This is a genomic window from Aphanizomenon sp. CS-733/32 (assembly GCF_028330045.1).
Classification (GTDB): domain Bacteria; phylum Cyanobacteriota; class Cyanobacteriia; order Cyanobacteriales; family Nostocaceae; genus Dolichospermum; species Dolichospermum gracile.
Genome location: NZ_JAQMSE010000032.1, coordinates 1 through 18253 on the forward strand (window position 1 = coordinate 1; position 18253 = coordinate 18253).

Here is an 18253-nt window from a genome sequence, read left to right on the forward strand (position 1 = left end):
CAAACCTTATACGATCAAGATTATTACCTGTGGATCAGAACAACCATTAACCAACTGCGTACAGGAGAATTTTCTGCTGTTGATTTAGAGAATTTATTAGAAGAATTGGAAACTATGGGTAGAAGTGAAAAGCGTGCAATTAAAAGTTTATTAACTAAACTGCTGGAACATCTACTCAAGCTAAAATGTTGGGATAGTGAAAGAGAAAGAAATCAAGGACATTGGAAGGGGGAAATTAGGACTTTTCGTACACAGATAAAAGATGAACTTAGAGATAGTCCTAGTTTAAAACCTTACATTTTAGAAATATTTGATCAATGTTATCAAGATGCTAGAAAATTAGTCAGCGACAGATCAGAACTTCCTATTGACATATTCCCCCTTACCCCCATTGCTTCCTTAGAACAAATCCTAGATGAAAACTGGTTTCCTGAATATAGCCATCCTTAGATCCCCGACTTCTTTGAGAAGTCGGGGATCTTGTAGATCAACTAAAATAGATACTTAACTCACCTGAGTTCGACATAAGATAATTTATGTCGAACTCAGGTTGTAACACTCAAGGTAACATTAGCGACAGAGAACAGGTAATATCTGCACTACAACTAATTCGAGAAGATTTAGTCCGTGCTTTAAAAAGTGAACGGATTTTGCGCGATAATAAAAAACTGCTTGCTAATAACCAAGATTTAGTGGTAAATAATTTAGCTAATCTGCAAACCTTACAAGTTAGTAGTCAAGCTAGTGAATATGGTCAACTTCTTAATCAATCATTGCAGATTGCCTTAGATGTCCAAGCAGAACTCAGAAAAATCGCAAAGGTGTAATCATAAATTTATTCCCCAAAATTAATGCTTAAACCCTACCAAACTGGAGAACCCTAAATGATATCTAAATTATTGAGTAAAACTCTTTATGAACAAGATTATCCCCAGTGGTTAGAAATTACCTTGCAACAATTAGAGACAAAGGATTTAGAAAATATTGATTGGGAAAACTTAATTGAGGAGATTGCCACATTGGGGAATGAACAAAAACACAAATTAGAAAGTTATCTACTGCAACTTCTTAAACATCTGCTATTGTACCAGTATTGCAGTATTCCTGACTGTAAAAATCATTGGGAGGTAGAAATTGATAATTTTCGGGTAGAAATCAGGAAATTAACCAAATCAAAAAACCTCTACAATTATCTATTAACCGTGCTGGATCAAGTTTATAATGATGCAGCCCGACAAGCAAAGAAAAAAAGTGGTTTAAATTGCTTTCCTCCCATTTGTCCTTACACAATTGACCAAATTTTAGATGTCGAATATCTACCACCATGCACATATTTATGAATAACCAACCTAAAATAATTGTTCTTGATGATGATCCTACTGGTTCACAAACCGTCCATAGTTGTTTACTATTAATGCGCTGGGACGTAGAAACTTTACGTTTAGGACTAAAAGATGATGCTCCGATTTTCTTTATTTTAACAAATACTCGTTCCCTGACTCCAGAAACAGCCGCATCTGTAACTAGGGAAGTTTGTCATAACCTCAAACTTGCCTTAGCAGCGGAAAAAATCGCCGATTTTCTCGTAGTTAGTCGTTCTGACTCTACCTTACGGGGACATTATCCCATAGAAACCGATGTGATTGCCGAAGAACTCGGTCCCTTTGATGCTCATTTTCTTGTGCCGGCATTTTTTGAAGGGGGAAGAATTACCCGCGATAGTATTCATTATCTAATTATTGATGATGTTCCCACTCCTGTACATGAAACAGAATTTGCCCGTGATTCTGTTTTTGGGTATAATTACAGCTATCTGCCTAAATATGTAGAGGAAAAAACTAAGGGGCGGATTAAAGAAGATCATGTTACGAGATTTTTACTCCCAGATATCAGTGCTGGTAGTTTAGAAAGCTTATTACAACTTGAAAATAATCAATGTGCTGTAGTAGACGGTGAAAATCAGCAGGATCTTAATTCTTTTGCGGTAGATGTATTAACAGCCGCAAGTCGGGGAAAACGGTTTTTATTCCGTTCTGCTGCTAGTATTTTAACAGCTTTGGCTGCCTTACCACCCCAACCCATTGCTGCTGAAAATATGGCAAAATATGTGCGCGGTGGTAAACCCGGTGTAATCATTGTTGGTTCTCACGTTAAAAAGACAACTCAACAGTTAGAATCATTATTACAAGTTGAGGGGACGGTAGGCATAGAAGTGAATGTGTGCCTATTACTGGAAAATGGGGTAAAGAATCAAGCTAAACTGCTAACGGAGGTTCTGGAAAATGTCAAAGCAATACATAATGCTGGTAAAACTCCAGTAGTATACACTAGTCGTCAGGAACTGGCTTTTAAAGATGTCAAAACTAGGTTAGATTTTGGTAGCACGGTTTCCGCTTTACTTATGGATATTGTGAGGGGTTTGCCATCTGATCTAGGATTCCTAATCAGTAAGGGGGGTATTACTTCTAACGATGTCTTGAGTACGGGACTAGCTTTAACTTCAGCCCGATTACTTGGTCAAATTTTAGCAGGTTGTTCGATGGTAATTACACCATCTGATCATCCTTTGTTTCCTAATTTGCCAGTGGTGTTGTTTCCCGGTAATGTCGGTAGTGCTGATGCTTTAGGATTAGTTTATCAAAGATTGATAGGGAATGGGGAATAGGCAAGAGGCAATAGGCAATAGGCAATAGGCAATAGGCAATAGGCAATAGGCAATAGGCAAGAGTCTTAGCAATTACCCATTACCCATTACCAATTACCAATTACCCATTACCCATCACCAAACTTTTATGAAAATCTCAAATGTTAGTGTATTTTGGCTAGTGCTCCATGAATTTTGATTCTGCTAAACCTGATGAAATAAACTCTGAATTTCTTAAATCAGAGTCAATTTCTGATCAGGTTGATCAAGAGGTAAATAATTCTCATTCGGACAAGAAAAACACGGATTTTGCTGATCGTAAAGTAGAAGCTGATCCTGTTATTCCTAATTCAGAGTTAAGTTCCGTAATTGCTTTTTTACAGGGTAATTCTACTGCTGAAAATCCAAAATCGAATATTCCTAATGGGGGGGAATCTGATTCTATTTTAGCCGATTTACCAAGTGCTGATTTAGAATTACTAGAACAAAAAGTAAATCATAATATTCAAGTTCAGTTAAAAACTGAAGGAGAACGACTATTATTAATTTTGCCCACCGAGTTGCAAGTACCGGCATCAGAATTTAATTGGGGGGAAATTTGGCAACAAATGAAACAGCGTCTCAACGCGGGCGATCGCTTACGGAAACCCAACACAGCCCTGCATCTGGTAGCCAAAGATAGATTGTTAGATAACAGACAATTGCAAGATTTGGCAGAAACTTTAAATACATACCAAATTCAACTAAAATCTGTAGCTACCAGTCGGAGACAAACAGCGATCGCTGCCTGTACCCTGGGTTATTCCGTAGAACAAATCCAAACCCAAACATCTCCTACCTCCGATATTCAACCGACTCCCAGCGCCTTAGCAGATGCCCTCTATCTGCAAATGACAGTCAGATCAGGTGTAGAAATTCGTCATCCCGGTACGGTAATCATTTTGGGAGATATCAATCCTAGTGGTATCGTCATTGCCGATGGGGATATTCTCATTTGGGGACGATTGCGGGGAGTTGCCCATGCTGGTGCCGCTGGGAATCGGGAATCTCTGATTATGGCCTTGCAAATGGAACCAACCCAATTGCGAATAGCCGATGCTGTTGCTAGATCACCAGAAAAAACCCTCACCAGCTTCTTTCCTGAAGTTGCACATATTACACCTGAAGGAATTCGCATTGTTAAAGCCGCTGATTTTTCCCGCAGTCAATTAAGTAGTCGAACCCAATTAGTTACACAAAATCTGATCTAAAATTCTTGCTTAGTTAAGAATCTACAGCAGTTTTTAACAGTCAGCAGTAAAACCCTTGCGGTGCAAAGCTTGATCATTAATATTTGTACCTCATTTATCTGCAATATACTGGATATGTAATTAATTTCTGTTAGGTTACTAAATTAGAATCAATCAATAGCAATAAAAATATTTTATTGTTGTTCCCTGAACTTTCATAAAGCATTATCATGACTCGCATTATTGTCATTACCTCCGGTAAAGGAGGAGTCGGTAAAACCACAGTTTCAGCTAATTTAGGGATGGCTTTAGCCAAAATAGGCAAACAAGTAGCCTTAATTGATGCAGATTTTGGACTGAGAAATTTAGATTTACTTCTAGGACTAGAAAATCGCATTGTTTATACAGCAGTAGAAGTTTTAGCAAGGGAGTGTCGTTTAGAACAAGCTTTAGTTAAAGATAAACGCCAACCTAATTTGGTACTCCTTCCAGCGACTCAACATCGCAATAAAGAATCCGTTACACCGGACCAAATGAAATTACTGGTAAATGCTCTAGCACAAAAGTACCAGTATGTGATCATTGACTGTCCCGCAGGAATTGAAATGGGGTTTAAAAATGCCACAGCACCAGCTAAAGAAGCCCTAATTGTCACCACTCCCGAAATTTCCGCTGTCCGTGATGCTGACCGGGTAGTAGGATTACTCGAAGCCCAAGGTGTCAAAAAGATTAACTTAATAGTTAACCGGATTAGACCAGCAATGGTACAGGCAAATGATATGATGTCTGTAGAAGATGTTCAGGAACTTCTCGCCATTCCCATAATTGGAGTTATCCCCGACGATGAGCGGGTGATTGTCTCTACCAATCGTGGCGAACCTTTAGTATTATCAGACACACCCTCTTTAGCTGCCGTCGCTTTTGAGAACATTGCTCGGAGATTGGAAGGGGAAACTGTCGAATTTCTGGAGCTTGACTCATCTAATAACAACATCTTCTCCCGGTTGAGAAAGATGTTGTGGTCAAAGATTGTTTAATTTACTTGCCAGTGTTTCTGCCTTACACATACCCGCAATGATTCTTGAAATTTTAGAAAAATTTTTTGTTCGTAGTCCCGATAACAGCCGCGATGACGTTAAACGTCGTTTGCAAGTGGTAATCTCCCATGACCGTGCGGACTTAGACCCCCAAACTTTAGAGAAAATGCGTCAGGAAATCCTGGAAATAGTTTGTCGCTATGTGGAAATAGAAACAGACGGTTTGGAGTTTTGCCTAGAAAGCAGCCAACGGACAACGGCTTTAATTGCCAATTTACCAATCCGTCGGGTTAAAGAAAGCCTAGATGAAACAGTTCTAGAAAATAGTGATATCTTACTGTAGGGGCGCAGGGCCTGCGCCCTGAATTGTCTTGAGTTGAATATTAAAAGGCGAATGGGGGCATTAATTTGACCACCTGCCCATGACTTGACCAATTACCGCCAATTCTGACATGAGTTTATCAAACAGGTCTGGGGTTAAAGATTGGGGTCCATCCGATAAGGCTTTAGCTGGATTAGGATGTACTTCTATCATTAACGAATCCGTACCCGCTGCGATCGCAGCCTTTGCCATGGAAGGAACAAACTCGGACCAACCCACACCATGACTAGGATCAATCATGATGGGTAAATGGGTCAGTTTCCGCAAGACCGGCACAACCGATAAATCCAGGGTATTGCGGGTATATTGACGGTCAAAAGTTCTAATTCCCCGTTCACACAAAATCACATTCGGATTACCCGCCGCTAAAATATACTCAGCCGCCATTAACCAGTCTTCAATAGTTGCAGCCATACCCCGTTTTAACAGCACTGGTTTGGGTTGCGCTCCCACCTTCTTCAGCATGGAGAAATTCTGCATATTTCTCGCTCCCACCTGAATCACATCAGCAACTTCGCCAATTTTCTCCAAGTCTTCCGTATCCATTACTTCTGTAATAATCCCCAGTCCGCTGACTTTCCGGGCTGTAGCTAACAATTCCAAAGCACTTTCACCATGACCTTGAAAAGCATAAGGTGAAGTACGAGGTTTATATGCACCACCCCGCAGAAACTTAGCTCCTGCCCCCTTTACCCGCAGTGCCGTTTCTACAATCATCTCTTCATTCTCCACAGAACAAGGTCCAGCCACAACTACCAAAGGATGATGTTCACCAAACACCACATCACCTTCAGGAGTATTCACCACCACCTCAGAGGCTTGTCCATGACGGAACTGACGACTAGCTCGTTTATAGGGTACTTCCACTCGTAATACTTGATCAATCCATTGACTTAATTCTTGAATACGAGGTGGATCTAAATCCGCAGTTTCCCCCACTAAAGCAACGACTACTTTATGTTGACCAATAATCTTTTCTGGTGTTAGTCCCCAGCTAGATAATTCTGTGGTAATCCGATTTATTTCTTCCTGTGGGGAACCAACTTTCATGACGATAATCATTTACGAGTTCCTTTTTTAAGTAAATTTTTGATTAACTAACTATTAGATTAACAAGAAAAACTTATGAAAAAAAATGTAGCGTTAGGTACTTTTTCTTCAACAGGGAGTAATTGGTGCTTTTAATTTTACTAAAAAAATTAAAATCTATGTCTTTGTAAAAGGTTTTGTGCATAATTAAACATATATCTATAGTTATTAGTTTATCAATAGACTGACAGGATGATGATTGTCAGAATCAGGATTTCCAGAATTTAAGGATTTACAGGATGAGGATTTTGAGAAACCCCTGACTTCCTCATCATAGAAGAAATCAGGAATTAAATATTATTGCTTTGGCTGTAATTCTGCATCAATTAACTTTTGAAATTCCTCCCAAGAATTAACACTAATACTCGATAACAGTAGATTTTCTAGAATCGTCATATCCTCAATTTTCTTGAGAGAATCACTCATCAATTCTGGAACAGAATCAAATCTATTAGCGAGAATTTTGATAATATTGTTTTGGCAGTTTTCTCTAGCACCTAATTGTTTACCTTTTGCTTCACCTCTTTCTTGAGCCATTTCTTCAATAGTGCTTAGGAAAGGCATATTTAACTCCTTTTCATGCTGTTCTAATTTATCGTTGAACTCTGTTTGTAATGGTGGTGGTAAGGTCATCATTTTATCAATGAACTTAATTAAATTGATAATATCATGACTTGATGCGGTAATTTGTTCTAGTTCTTTATCTAAAGATATTGGTGTTTTACTCCAATCAATTTTTTCGTGGAGGTTGGGGTAAAAGAATTGGATGAATAATTCAGAATATTCTCCTATTGCTTCTTTCCATGTTTGATCATAGTTGGCGGTTGTTTCTGTCATTTTTTTTGTCTGAATCAGGATGTCCAGGATTTAAGGATTTTCAGGATGTGATTGTCAAATATTCTTTCAGTAAATTAAACTTTGGCTTTGAGATAGGGAATCTATTCCCTGGATTATTAAAATAATTTAATTTTTATGTATTTCTTTTAAGAGGGTGTTTGAAAAGTCTAATTTATTACTTGCAAGGGCGACTAGAAGTCGCGGAACCACACAGACGAAACCCACCTATTCCTTCGGTCCCGTAAGGGATACGTGGGTTCAAAAGCCTTGATTTTTCGTTAGTCCACGCAGGTGGACTTTGTTTGTGTAGTAGCGATTTCTAATCGCCGGAAACTTTTCAAACATCCTCTTAATCACTAAACTTTTATATCCCCGACTTCTGAGATTAATTGATTCATGTATTTTTCAGAATCAAAAAAGAAGTTGGGGATTTCATGAGATAGTTTACAATCTTTTGCAGTTTTATGTGAAAATTTGCTATAATAGCTTTATAAATCCAGTCATGCACATTATTTCTCGTAAAGTCCTGCGTCAATTTTGGGAAAAATATCCTGATAGTGAAACTGCGCTAATTCGTTGGTTAAAACTTATTAATTCAAACACTTTTGAAAATTTTGATGAATTACACTCTGTTTTTCCTAGTGCTGATATCGTAGGTGATTTAATAGTGTTTAATATTGGTGGTAATAAATATCGGTTGATTACTTCTATTCACTTTAATCGCCAAAAAATTTACATTCGTTATATCTTAACTCATTCAGAATACGACAAAAATCTATGGAAAAACTAACCACTCTTCCCCCAGATATTAATACCCACTGGAATGCTATTTCTCCTTTACTAACAATTCGTAATCAAGAAGAATATGAACAAGCAATTACAAGATTAAATGATTTACTTGATGAAATTGGTACTAATGAAGAACATCCTCTTTATCATTTATTAGACACCTTGGGAACGATAATTGAAGCTTATGAAACAGAACATTATCCTCTTCCTAATTGTCATGGAAATGATGTTTTAGCTTATTTAATGGAAGAACACAGACTGACTTTATCAGATTTACCGGAAATTGGTTCATCTGAAACGATAAAAGCTATTTTAAACCAAGAAAAAGCATTAACTTTTAATCAAATTCAACAATTAGCAGAACGTTTTCATGTAAACATTAAAGTATTTCTGAATTAGTATCCAAGTTATTAGGCCAAGAAATAAACTTTGCTGATTGTTTAACCATTTCAATGGATCAAAAATATCTGTTGTTAAATATATAAATAAAAATGTAGCGCCAGGTACTTTTTGCTGAATATTGGGTATAAACTAGAAAAATACAGTCTTTTAAACTTGAAGTTAAAGTGATAAAAATTCAACTTCAACACTCATTTTCCAAATTACCCCACATTACAGTTATTACCTGGACGCTGCTGGTTAGACGTTACCCATTACCCATTATCTTCTAACCTGTAAACACCTCTGCAGGTAAACGATTAAAGGAAAGACGCTCATTTTGCACATCTACAAAAACGGTGTCACCGTCGCTGAAATCACCGCGTAAAATGGCTTTGGCTATTTGGGTTTCTAGTTCCCGTTGAATTGCTCGTTTTAATGGTCTGGCACCAAAAACAGGGTCATATCCTACTTCTGCTAAAAAGTCAAGAGCAGCACTGGATAATTTCAAAGCCATTTTGCGGTCAGTTAATCTTTGTCTTAACCTATCTACCTGTAACTGGACAATATTCCGCAATTCCGATTTTTGCAAACTGTGGAAAATAATTAATTCATCCAGACGGTTTAAGAACTCTGGACGGAAACTATTTCGCATTGCTTCCATCACCCGATTCCGCATTTCATCGTAACGACTATCATCTCCAGATATATCTAGGATATATTGAGAACCAATGTTACTGGTCATGATGATGATACTATTTTTAAAGTCTACTGTGCGACCTTGGGCATCTGTCACCCGACCATCATCAAGAATTTGTAGGAAAATATTAAATACGTCGGGGTGGGCTTTTTCAATTTCGTCGAATAAAATTACCGCGTAGGGACGACGACGAATGGCTTCTGTTAGTTGTCCTCCTTCTTCATAACCGACATATCCGGGAGGCGCACCGATTAGTCGAGAAACGTTGTGCTTGTCCATATATTCGGACATATCAATCCGCACTAAAGCTTCCTCGGTGTCAAACATATAGGCAGCTAAGGCTTTCGCTAGTTCGGTTTTACCGACACCGGTTGGACCAAGGAAGACAAAACTAGCTATGGGACGGTTGGGGTCAGAAAGTCCAGCGCGAGAACGTTGAATGGCATCAGCTACAGCGGTGACGGCTTCTTGTTGACCGATGACACGATGATGTAATTCATCTTCTAAATGCAGGAGTTTTTCTTTTTCTGATTCGACTAATTTGTTGAGAGGAATGCCTGTCCATTTAGAAATAATTTCGGCAATGTCGGCTTCTGTAACTTCTTCGCGTAATAGTGATTTTCCGGTTTTTTGAGTGCGGGAAAGTTCAGTTTCTACGGCTTGTAATTGCCGATGTAGGTCTGTTAGTCTACCATATTTTAATTCTGCAGCCCGGTTAAGATCGTAGTTTCTTTCTGTTTGTTGAATTTCTAGATTAACTCGGTCAATTTCTTCTTTAATAGATTGAATTTTGGTGATAATCCCTTTTTCAGATTGCCATTGTGTGCTAAGGGCTCTTTGATCTTCTTTGAGATCAGCGAGTTCTTTTTCTAATCTTTCTAACCGTTCCCGGGAAGCGAGATCACTTTCTTTTTGGAGGGAAAGTTTTTCCATTTCCAATTGGAGGATTTTTCGGTCTATTTCGTCTAGTTCTTCGGGTTTAGAGGTAATCTCCATTTTCAGTCTAGCAGCGGCTTCATCAACTAAATCAATGGCTTTGTCGGGGAGAAAGCGATCGCTAATATAACGATTTGATAAGGTGGCAGCAGCGACAAGAGAACTATCAGAAATTCTCACCCCATGATGGACTTCATAGCGTTCTTTCAACCCGCGTAAGATAGAAATTGTATCTTGAACGTTGGGCTGATCTACATAAACTTGTTGAAAGCGTCTTTCCAAAGCGGCATCTTTTTCCAAATATTTGCGGTATTCATCTAAAGTTGTCGCCCCAATGCAGCGTAATTCACCCCGTGCTAACATGGGTTTTAATAAGTTTCCGGCATCCATCGCCCCTTGACTTGCACCTGCACCGACAACGGTATGAATTTCATCAATAAATAAGACAATATTCCCACCGGATTCGGTGACTTCTTTTAATACGGCTTTGAGACGTTCTTCAAATTCACCTCGGAATTTTGCTCCCGCAATTAAAGCCCCCATATCTAAACTGATGAGTTTACGATCTTTGAGAGATTGGGGAACATCACCCGCTACAATGCGCTGTGCCAACCCTTCAGCGATCGCAGTTTTCCCCACACCAGGTTCACCAATTAAAACCGGGTTATTTTTGGTTCTGCGGGAGAGAATTTGGACTGTCCGTCTAATTTCATCATCACGACCGATTACGGGGTCTAGCTGACCTTTGCGGGCGGCTTCTGTGAGATCACGTCCATACTTCTCCAGTGATTGATATTTACCTTCTGGATTTTGGTCAGTCACTTTTTGTTTCCCCCGAATTTCTTTAATAATATTTTTGAGTTTGGTTTCATCTAAACCGAATTCTTGCAGCAAACTCTTGCCAAACCGATCATCTTTGGCGTAACCTAACAGCAAATGTTCAATAGAAATAAATTCGTCTTTAAATTCTTGACGATATTTTTCTGCCCGATCTAATAATGTATCTAAACTGCGTCCTAGATAAACAGAAGCACTAGTACCGGATACCTTGGGTTGACGTTGGATAAACTGCTCCGTGCGATCGCGGACTTTTTGGAGATTTGTACCGGCTTTGGTGAAAATTGCACTGGCCAGTCCTTCCTGTTCCAGCAACCCTTTCATCAGGTGTTCACTTTCTAGCTGCTGTTGCTGATATTGTTTGGCGACATCGGGGGTATGAGCGATCGCTTCCCAGGCTTTTTCTGTAAATTGATTGGGGTTGGTTGGCTGCATAAGCTTTTAGAATAACAAACTACCGTTTAATAAGATCATTGTAAAAATATTTGGCGTAATTGCTAGATCGGTCTTCACGTCTTTAAAATGTAGTATTATTGCCCAATCTGGAGTAATAAGTTGTCAGTTGTTAGTTGTCAGTGTTTTTTATCTGTTCCCTGTTCCCTGTTCCCTGTTCCTGTAACCTGTTCCCCATTCCCTTTTTTGTAATTAAAACTTAATTACCAGATTGGACTTGTGGGTTTTTCAGAGGTGGATTTTTCCAGTCTAAAGGATTTAATTATGGTGTCTTCCACAGTTTTCGCAAACTCTGGATAGGATTTATCTTCAGCGCGATAGGTGAGAATATAGGCTTTTTTATCATTAACAATCCATACTTGCATTTCTTGGAAATTTACCTTGTGGATATTATCTCTGAACTCATAAACTACCTGATAACCTTGTGTTTCACCAAGTTGTATTTGTCCAGATTTGATAATTTTCGCATTTTGTCCTAATGCTTCAATTTGTCGGATAGAAAACTGAGTATAATCTACCAAAGTTTCCGAATGGAATAACTCATCTATAGTGATAAAAAATTCTGGAGTTAGAGAAGATGAAATCGTATTTTTCGGGACAATTCGCGTTAATTTATCTATGGCTGGCGTTTCTTGCCAATTTTTAGGATATTGAAACTTAATCCCAGATTTTGCATATTCTACTACTTCTACTACTTTTGGTAATCGCAAATAACTATTAACACCTATCACACCAACAATTATTGGAAATATCAAAAACACCGATTTAATCAGCAAAGGCTTTAATATTTCAAGTTGTTTAGGAATAATTGTCGGTGGTTCAGTCGGTGGTGTAGTTATTCGAGATTCATTTACAGCCGTCATAACTTCTGCTGCTGATTGAAACCGGTATATATGCTCATCCCTAAGCATTTTGTTTAAAATATTAGCTAGAGAAGGGCTAATAATTCTACTAGCTTGTTGTCGCCAATTTTGGTAATTATTGCTAAGGTAATCAACGGGAGTTGTACCTGTGAGTAACTCCAGACAAGTAACAGCCAAACTATATAAATCACTAGACGGATAAATTTCTCCTATTCTTCCTTCTTCAGGTCTTTGTTCAGGAGAAGCGTATACTTTTGTAAAAAAAGCTACGGATTTTTTCATATTTGTTTCACCAGAAACAACTTGTTTCACCGCCCCAAAATCAATTAAAAATAGTTTTTGTGTGGCTGTTTCTCTAACAATATTACTGGGTTTAATATCTCGATGGATAGAATCTTGGTGATGAATAAATTGTAAAATCGGTAAAATTTGCTTTAAGAAATCTAAAATCTCTGTTTCGGAAAAACGACCTTTCCTTCTGAGTTCCTGAGATAGATCTTCACCTTGGATATATTGTTGTACTAAATATTTAAACTCAAGCTCTTTTTGTTGACCAAAAACAGGAGCGGTAAAGGAAAAATAATCATATAAAGTGGGAATATTCCCGCTATTATCACCTAAAAATTCTAAAACCTGAGCTTCTCGATCAAAAGCTGCTTTGATTCCTTCAACAAGTTTGTCAGAAATTTCCGGGTTGTCATTAATATTCAATCGTTTGATCACACATTGACGCTGATTCACAGAATCTAAATCAATAGCTTGAAAAGTAGCACCAAATCCTCCTTTCCCCAGAGGTTTAATAGTTTGATAATGTCCCTTTCTCCCCTTTAATATTAGGGGCATTCCACAAGCTTGACAGAATATTCCCGACGCAGTATTAGGATCTGGAGAGTCAGGAAACCGGTTTTCGGGACTAGGGCAGTGGGGTCGGGTACAATAGTACATGATAGATAGGATAGTACATGATAGAGGTACAGGGTTTATCCATCAGGAAACAGCAAATTTTATACAGTTCAATTCACTCTACCTGTTAAGCCGGATTGTATCATAAAATTAACTTCTAAGTAAACATCTGAATATTTTCAAAAAATTAGTATACAATCAGTTATGAGTTATGTGTGTATCAAGTAGCCTTGCTGAATTGAGACATGAAAATCAAAAATTCCATGTCTCAAACTCCGCGCCTCTGCGCCTCTGCGTGAGAAAAATTCATATTTTCACTCACCAACACCTATAAAGTTTAAAAAAAGTAGCGCCATAATCACCAAAATTCAGTAATCAAAGGTCAAACATTATGCAACTACCAGCATTAACTAGTGTCTTAGCATTCACCGCATTGACAGTTACCCTGAGTGTTAACCCCGGTTTGAGTCAAGACATTCCCAAGCAAGAAGTTAGTTTTGCTTGTCGTTCAATTTCTTACAAAAGTAATACGGGAAAAGTTCCCACTACCATGGCTTTCGTTCCCGACAAAAAACCTAACCCTTATGTACCCATAATTGCTTGGAAATCTGACTCTTTTCCCAGTAGCGAATGGACTCCTAAAAGACGCTGTGAACAAGTAAGTAAAAAATTCCAGCAATTTCACCAACAAGGCCGATTAGATTATTTAACAACCGGTAAGTTAAACGGTTTGGGAGTTATCTGTGCAGCTAAACCTGGTGAATGCAATAAAAACAATATTTTATTTAGTGTCAGACCAGGTGTAAATCCCACTACAGTTTTAGCTGAACTTGAGGATATCAGAGAAGGTAGAACTTCAGACCTAACTTGGCAAAGTTCAGGTGAAAATACTTACTTGAATCTGGGTGAATATCTCAAAAATATCTCTAAATAACAAAATACCCCACCCTCACCCTCCCCTTGCTAAGAGGTTGTTTGGAAAGTATTAGATAAAACAGATAATCAGGACTTACGCAAAATATCTCTCAAACCCTCTTTTCTTCGTTCTCTTCGTTCCTATGCCTTCGGCACGCTTCGCGAACGTGGTTCATTATTCCGTGACTTGTGCGTAAGTCCTAATAATCTCCAAAAACCTAACCCCCCAGCCCCGTTCCCTGCTAGGGAATGGGGGTTTCAAAGCCTCTCCCCGCGTCGGGGAGAGGTTTGGAGAGGGGTTTGTTTATACATTAAAAACTTTTCAAACATCCTCTAAAGGGAGGGGACAAGATTCCGGAGGGGGAATTCAGGGGGGGTAAATCACTACTTATAAAAACACTATTTAACTAATCATGAAACGTCAAATCGCTATCATTACCTGCTTACTACTGCTACCTTATCCAGTGTCAGCAATAGAAACCCCAACCAAGACAACAAAACTACTTACACAGACCTGGCAAAGGTGCAAATTACGACCAGCAGACCCAGAAAACGGTATTTATTCAGAACCACAATTACAAACCATTGCTAAACAAATTACAGTTAGAGTCAGAGACAAAGAAAGAGGCGCTTCCGGGACAATTTTCGCTAGAAAAGGTAACTCTTATTTAGTAGTGACTAATTCCCACGTTGTCAGAAGAATTAATAATATCAATATTATCACAGCCGATGGTCAAAAATATCCAGCTAAGATATTACCTAATACTAACTTTGATCAATTTGATTTAACTATATTAGAATTTACATCTAATCAACAATATTGTTTACCATCAGAAATTGCGGACAGAATCGCCTCCTTTGATATTAACTTAGAAACACCAGTTATGGCCGCAGGATATGCTGTATCTGAAGATAAATTAGTATTGACAACAGGAAAAATACAACAAATCATCTCCCAACCGAGTTTAAAAGATGGTTATGAAATTGGCTATACCAGCGATATTCAACAAGGAATGAGTGGCGGTCCAATTATTAGTAATACAGGAAATTTAATAGGAATTAATGGCATTAGTTCCTATCCTTTAGTCAATTCTGCTTATATTTATACCAACGGAAAACGCCCCACAAATCCAGAAATTCAAGAGTTCAGAAAACTGAGTTGGGGAATACCCATTAAAACCGTTTTAGCTCAGGTAAAACCAGAAGTTCTCACCGCTTATAAGTTACCTATCCCAGATATTAAACAGACAATAGCAGAAGTACCATTAACAGGTTGGTTAGGAGAACTAGAAGCAAAAGCTAAACAAATTACCGTCAGAATTGATAGCAGTAGCGGTACTAATGGTTCAGGAATTATTATTGCTAAACAAGGAGATACTTACACCGTTTTAACTGCGGCTCATGTAGTTTGTAAACCACCAGATAAAGTAGGACCATGTGAGCCAAATACCTATAAAATCCTCACAGTAGATGGTAAACAATATCCCGTAGAACCAAGCACCATTAAATTAGAAGAGGGGGTAGATTTAGCAGTAGTTAAATTCACCAGTCGGGAAAATTATCAAGTTGCAACTTTAGCAAATTATCCCATAAAAGATGATGAATATATGTTCACTGCGGGTTATCCCAGATTAGGAGAAAAATCACCTTGGCGGTTCACATTGGGACAAATTTATAGTAAGGAAAGGGGATTATTAGCTACTACCCAATCAGATTTTAATACTAATAGTTCTGGTATAGCCCAAAGTGCAGTTTCTTTAACAGGAGGATATGAATTAGTTTATAGTAGTATCACCTTTGGCGGCATGAGTGGGGGACCTGTTTTAGATTCCCAAGGCAGGGTAATAGGTATTCATGGCAGAACTGATGGACAAACTGCTATTGATAATAATAGTAATAGTAAAGAAACTATCCAATTAGGTAATAGTTTGGGTATTCCGGTGAGTACATTTTTGGCATTAGCTACCCGACTGAATACCCAAGCACAAAAGGTAGAAACCACCCCAACACCAGAACTAAATTCACAAGAAGTTAAGTCTATTCAAACAGCGATTTTATCAGTAGATGTTTCCAAGAGCAATACTACCGCCAGTGCATGGTTAGAAAGGGGAAATCAACTGTGGCGCTTACGTCGTTATCCAGAAGCAATACAGGCTTTTGAAGCAGCAATTAACCAAAAACCAAAGTTTATTCACTTAGCTTATTTTGGCATGGGTTTGGCGTTATTTGAGAGTAAAAAATATCCAGAAGCTATAACTGCATCTGAGCAAGCGGTGCAATCTGAACCTGATTTTATGCCTGCTTGGTATAATTTAACTGTAGGCTATAGACAATCAAACCAACTGGATAAAGCCTTAGCAGCCATAAATAAAGCTATTCAACTCCAGCCCAATAATCCCAATGTGTATGTTCAAAAGGGGGTGGTTTTATTTAGTTTAAAAAGATATAGAGAAGCAGCAGCAGCGATAAATAAAGCCATTGAACTCAGTCCCCGTGCAGTATTTTACACCGTCCGGGGAGTTGTCCGTTTTCAATTAGGAGATCAGCAAGGGGCAATAGCAGATTTCAACCAAGCTATCAAGATTAATCCTAACTTTGCCCTAGCCTACAGTGGACGGGGAGGTGTCCGTTTGCAATTAGGAGATCAGCAAGGGGCAATAGCAGATTTCAACCAAGCTATCAAGATTAATCCTAACGATGCCCTAGCCTACTACAACCGGGGAAATGTCCGTGATGATTTAGGAGATAAGCAAGGTGCAATAGATGATTACACCCAAGCTATCAAGATTAATCCTAACTATGCCAATGCCTACTACAACCGGGGAGTTGTCCGTAAGGAATTAGGAGATAAGCAAGGTGCAATAGATGATTACACCCAAGCTATCAAGTTTAATCCTAACTATGCCAATGCCTACTACAACCGGGGAATTGCTAAAGCTCAATCAGGAGATAATCAAGGTGCTATAGCAGATTTTAACGAAGTTATTAAGATTAATCCTAACGATGCTTATGCTTACTACTTTCGGGGAAGTGTCCGTTATGAATTAGGAGATAAGCAAGGTGCTATAGATGATTACACCCAAGCTATCAAGTTTAATCCTAACTTAGCCCAAGCCTACAGCAACCGGGGAGTTGTTTATCATCAACAAGGAAACTACATAGCTGCAATATCTGAATATAATCAGGCGGTTGCTAAAGATGCCAATAGTTTAGCTGCTGTTAATAATATAGGCTTGATAAAATATGAACAGGGAGACAAAGAAACAGCGATTAAACAATGGCAAAAAGCCATGAAAATTGATAATAAATCAGCCGAACCCATATTAGCTTTAGCTGTGGCTTTATATACTAAAGGAGAACAACAACAGGCTTATCAGTTAGCGGAAACGGCATTAAAATTAGATAAAAACTTTGCAGATACTAACTTTTTAAAAAAGAATCTTTGGGGTGATAAAATAATTGCTGATACTCAGAAATTGCTATCTACTTTACCTAGAAAATTACAACAATAATATTTTGTCTGAATCAGGATGTCCAGGATTTAAGGATTAACAGGATGTGATTGTTCCCCCGTTCCCTGGTTCTGCTGGGGAATGTTCACGGGAAGCTCTGAATGATAACAATAATATTTTGTCTGAATCAGGATGTCCAGGATTTAAGGATTAACAGGATGTGATTGTGAGATTTTCCCTCGTTCCCTGGTTCTGCTGGGGAATGTTCACGGGAAGCTCTGAATGATAACAATAATATTTTGTCAGAATCAGGATGTCCAGGATTTAAGGATTAACAGGATGTTTGATAATGATTGGGTTGATGAGTTTTTGGGAATGTTTGATCTCTGTTTTTCTATGAGCCTGTTAATAACTTGACTATATCAGGACTTACGCAAAATATCTCAAACCCTCTTTTCTTCGTTCTCTTCGTTCCTATGCCTTCGGCACGCTTCGCGAACGTGGTTCATTATTCCGTGACTTGTGCGTAAGTCCTATATATATGGCGACACAGATTTCCACTATAATCTAATGATAGGATAAACTCAGAAAATTGTCAAGGGTAAAAATTCTGATTTCTAAAAACATTATGCCAGCAAAAGATATTTATCATAATCAGGTTAAAAATGCCCTAGAAAAAGAAAATTGGCAAATTACTAAAGATCCACTTGTGCTAAAATGGGGAACAAGGGATTTATATATTGATTTAGGTGCAGAAAAACTCATAGCCGCAGAGAAAACTGGACAAAAAATAGCAGTAGAAGTTAAAA

The 18253-nt window shown here is 38.3% G+C and carries 14 protein-coding genes and 2 pseudogenes; 12 read left to right on the forward strand and 4 right to left on the reverse strand.

All coding sequences use genetic code 11. The features are described 5' to 3' along the window. The 7 genes and pseudogenes from PN471_RS02310 to minE form a co-directional block, all read left to right on the forward strand. Window positions 1–450, forward strand: a 450-nt coding sequence (locus PN471_RS02310) for a DUF29 domain-containing protein (protein ID WP_271775496.1), incomplete at its 5' end; no start/stop codon positions are given. Window positions 451–554: 104 nt separating this feature from the next. Beyond that, window positions 555–827: pseudogene (locus PN471_RS02315) on the forward strand (hypothetical protein); the annotation flags it as partial. Window positions 828–884: 57 nt separating this feature from the next. After that, window positions 885–1340 (forward strand): DUF29 domain-containing protein, encoded by a 456-nt coding sequence (locus PN471_RS02320; RefSeq protein WP_271775497.1) that lies wholly within the window; start codon window positions 885–887, stop codon window positions 1338–1340. Continuing rightward, a complete protein-coding gene (locus PN471_RS02325) occupies window positions 1337–2665 on the forward strand; it encodes a four-carbon acid sugar kinase family protein (protein ID WP_271775498.1) in 1329 nt (442 codons plus the stop codon). The genes PN471_RS02320 and PN471_RS02325 overlap by 4 nt, the downstream gene beginning before the upstream one ends. Before the next feature lie 167 nt (window positions 2666–2832). Further along, window positions 2833–3894, forward strand: coding sequence for a septum site-determining protein MinC (minC, locus tag PN471_RS02330; protein ID WP_271775499.1), 1062 nt, complete (start codon window positions 2833–2835; stop codon window positions 3892–3894). Between the two features lie 209 nt (window positions 3895–4103). Continuing rightward, window positions 4104–4910, forward strand: coding sequence for a septum site-determining protein MinD (gene minD / locus PN471_RS02335; protein WP_193898947.1), 807 nt, complete (start codon window positions 4104–4106; stop codon window positions 4908–4910). Between the two features lie 37 nt (window positions 4911–4947). Continuing rightward, window positions 4948–5253, forward strand: a complete 306-nt coding sequence (minE, locus tag PN471_RS02340; RefSeq protein ID WP_193898963.1) for a cell division topological specificity factor MinE — start codon at window positions 4948–4950, stop codon at window positions 5251–5253. A gap of 60 nt (window positions 5254–5313) precedes the next feature. On the opposite strand, the gene aroF is transcribed toward minE, so the two are convergent. Then, window positions 5314–6354 (reverse strand): 3-deoxy-7-phosphoheptulonate synthase, encoded by a 1041-nt coding sequence (aroF, locus tag PN471_RS02345; RefSeq protein WP_271775500.1) that lies wholly within the window; start codon window positions 6352–6354, stop codon window positions 5314–5316. 324 nt (window positions 6355–6678) lie between these two features. Further along, a complete protein-coding gene (locus PN471_RS02350) occupies window positions 6679–7218 on the reverse strand; it encodes a hypothetical protein (RefSeq protein WP_271775501.1) in 540 nt (179 codons plus the stop codon). A gap of 502 nt (window positions 7219–7720) precedes the next feature. Between PN471_RS02350 and PN471_RS02355 the strand changes: the two genes are divergently transcribed. After that, window positions 7721–8008, forward strand: coding sequence for a type II toxin-antitoxin system HigB family toxin (locus PN471_RS02355; RefSeq protein ID WP_271775502.1), 288 nt, complete (start codon window positions 7721–7723; stop codon window positions 8006–8008). Further along, the gene (locus tag PN471_RS02360; protein ID WP_193898953.1) at window positions 7996–8406 is read left to right on the forward strand and encodes a helix-turn-helix domain-containing protein; all 411 of its coding nucleotides are present in this window, start codon (window positions 7996–7998) and stop codon (window positions 8404–8406) included. The genes PN471_RS02355 and PN471_RS02360 overlap by 13 nt, the downstream gene beginning before the upstream one ends. A gap of 268 nt (window positions 8407–8674) precedes the next feature. Here the strand turns inward: PN471_RS02360 and clpB are convergent, their stop codons facing one another. Both clpB and PN471_RS02370 read right to left on the reverse strand, forming a co-directional pair. Then, entirely contained in the window at window positions 8675–11293 is a 2619-nt protein-coding gene (clpB, locus tag PN471_RS02365; RefSeq protein WP_271775503.1) for an ATP-dependent chaperone ClpB, read from the reverse strand. Between the two features lie 221 nt (window positions 11294–11514). Beyond that, window positions 11515–13119 (reverse strand): serine/threonine-protein kinase, encoded by a 1605-nt coding sequence (locus PN471_RS02370; protein ID WP_271775504.1) that lies wholly within the window; start codon window positions 13117–13119, stop codon window positions 11515–11517. A 349-nt stretch (window positions 13120–13468) separates the two neighbouring features. Here PN471_RS02370 and PN471_RS02375 point away from each other — a divergent pair, with 349 nt between their 5' ends. The 3 genes and pseudogenes from PN471_RS02375 to PN471_RS02385 all read left to right on the forward strand — a co-directional run. Further along, window positions 13469–14011, forward strand: coding sequence for a COP23 domain-containing protein (locus PN471_RS02375; RefSeq protein WP_271775505.1), 543 nt, complete (start codon window positions 13469–13471; stop codon window positions 14009–14011). Between the two features lie 394 nt (window positions 14012–14405). Beyond that, entirely contained in the window at window positions 14406–17504 is a 3099-nt protein-coding gene (locus tag PN471_RS02380; RefSeq protein WP_271775506.1) for a serine protease, read from the forward strand. A 568-nt stretch (window positions 17505–18072) separates the two neighbouring features. After that, window positions 18073–18252, forward strand: a pseudogene (locus tag PN471_RS02385) (element excision factor XisH family protein); the annotation flags it as partial. Window position 18253 lies beyond the last annotated feature (1 nt).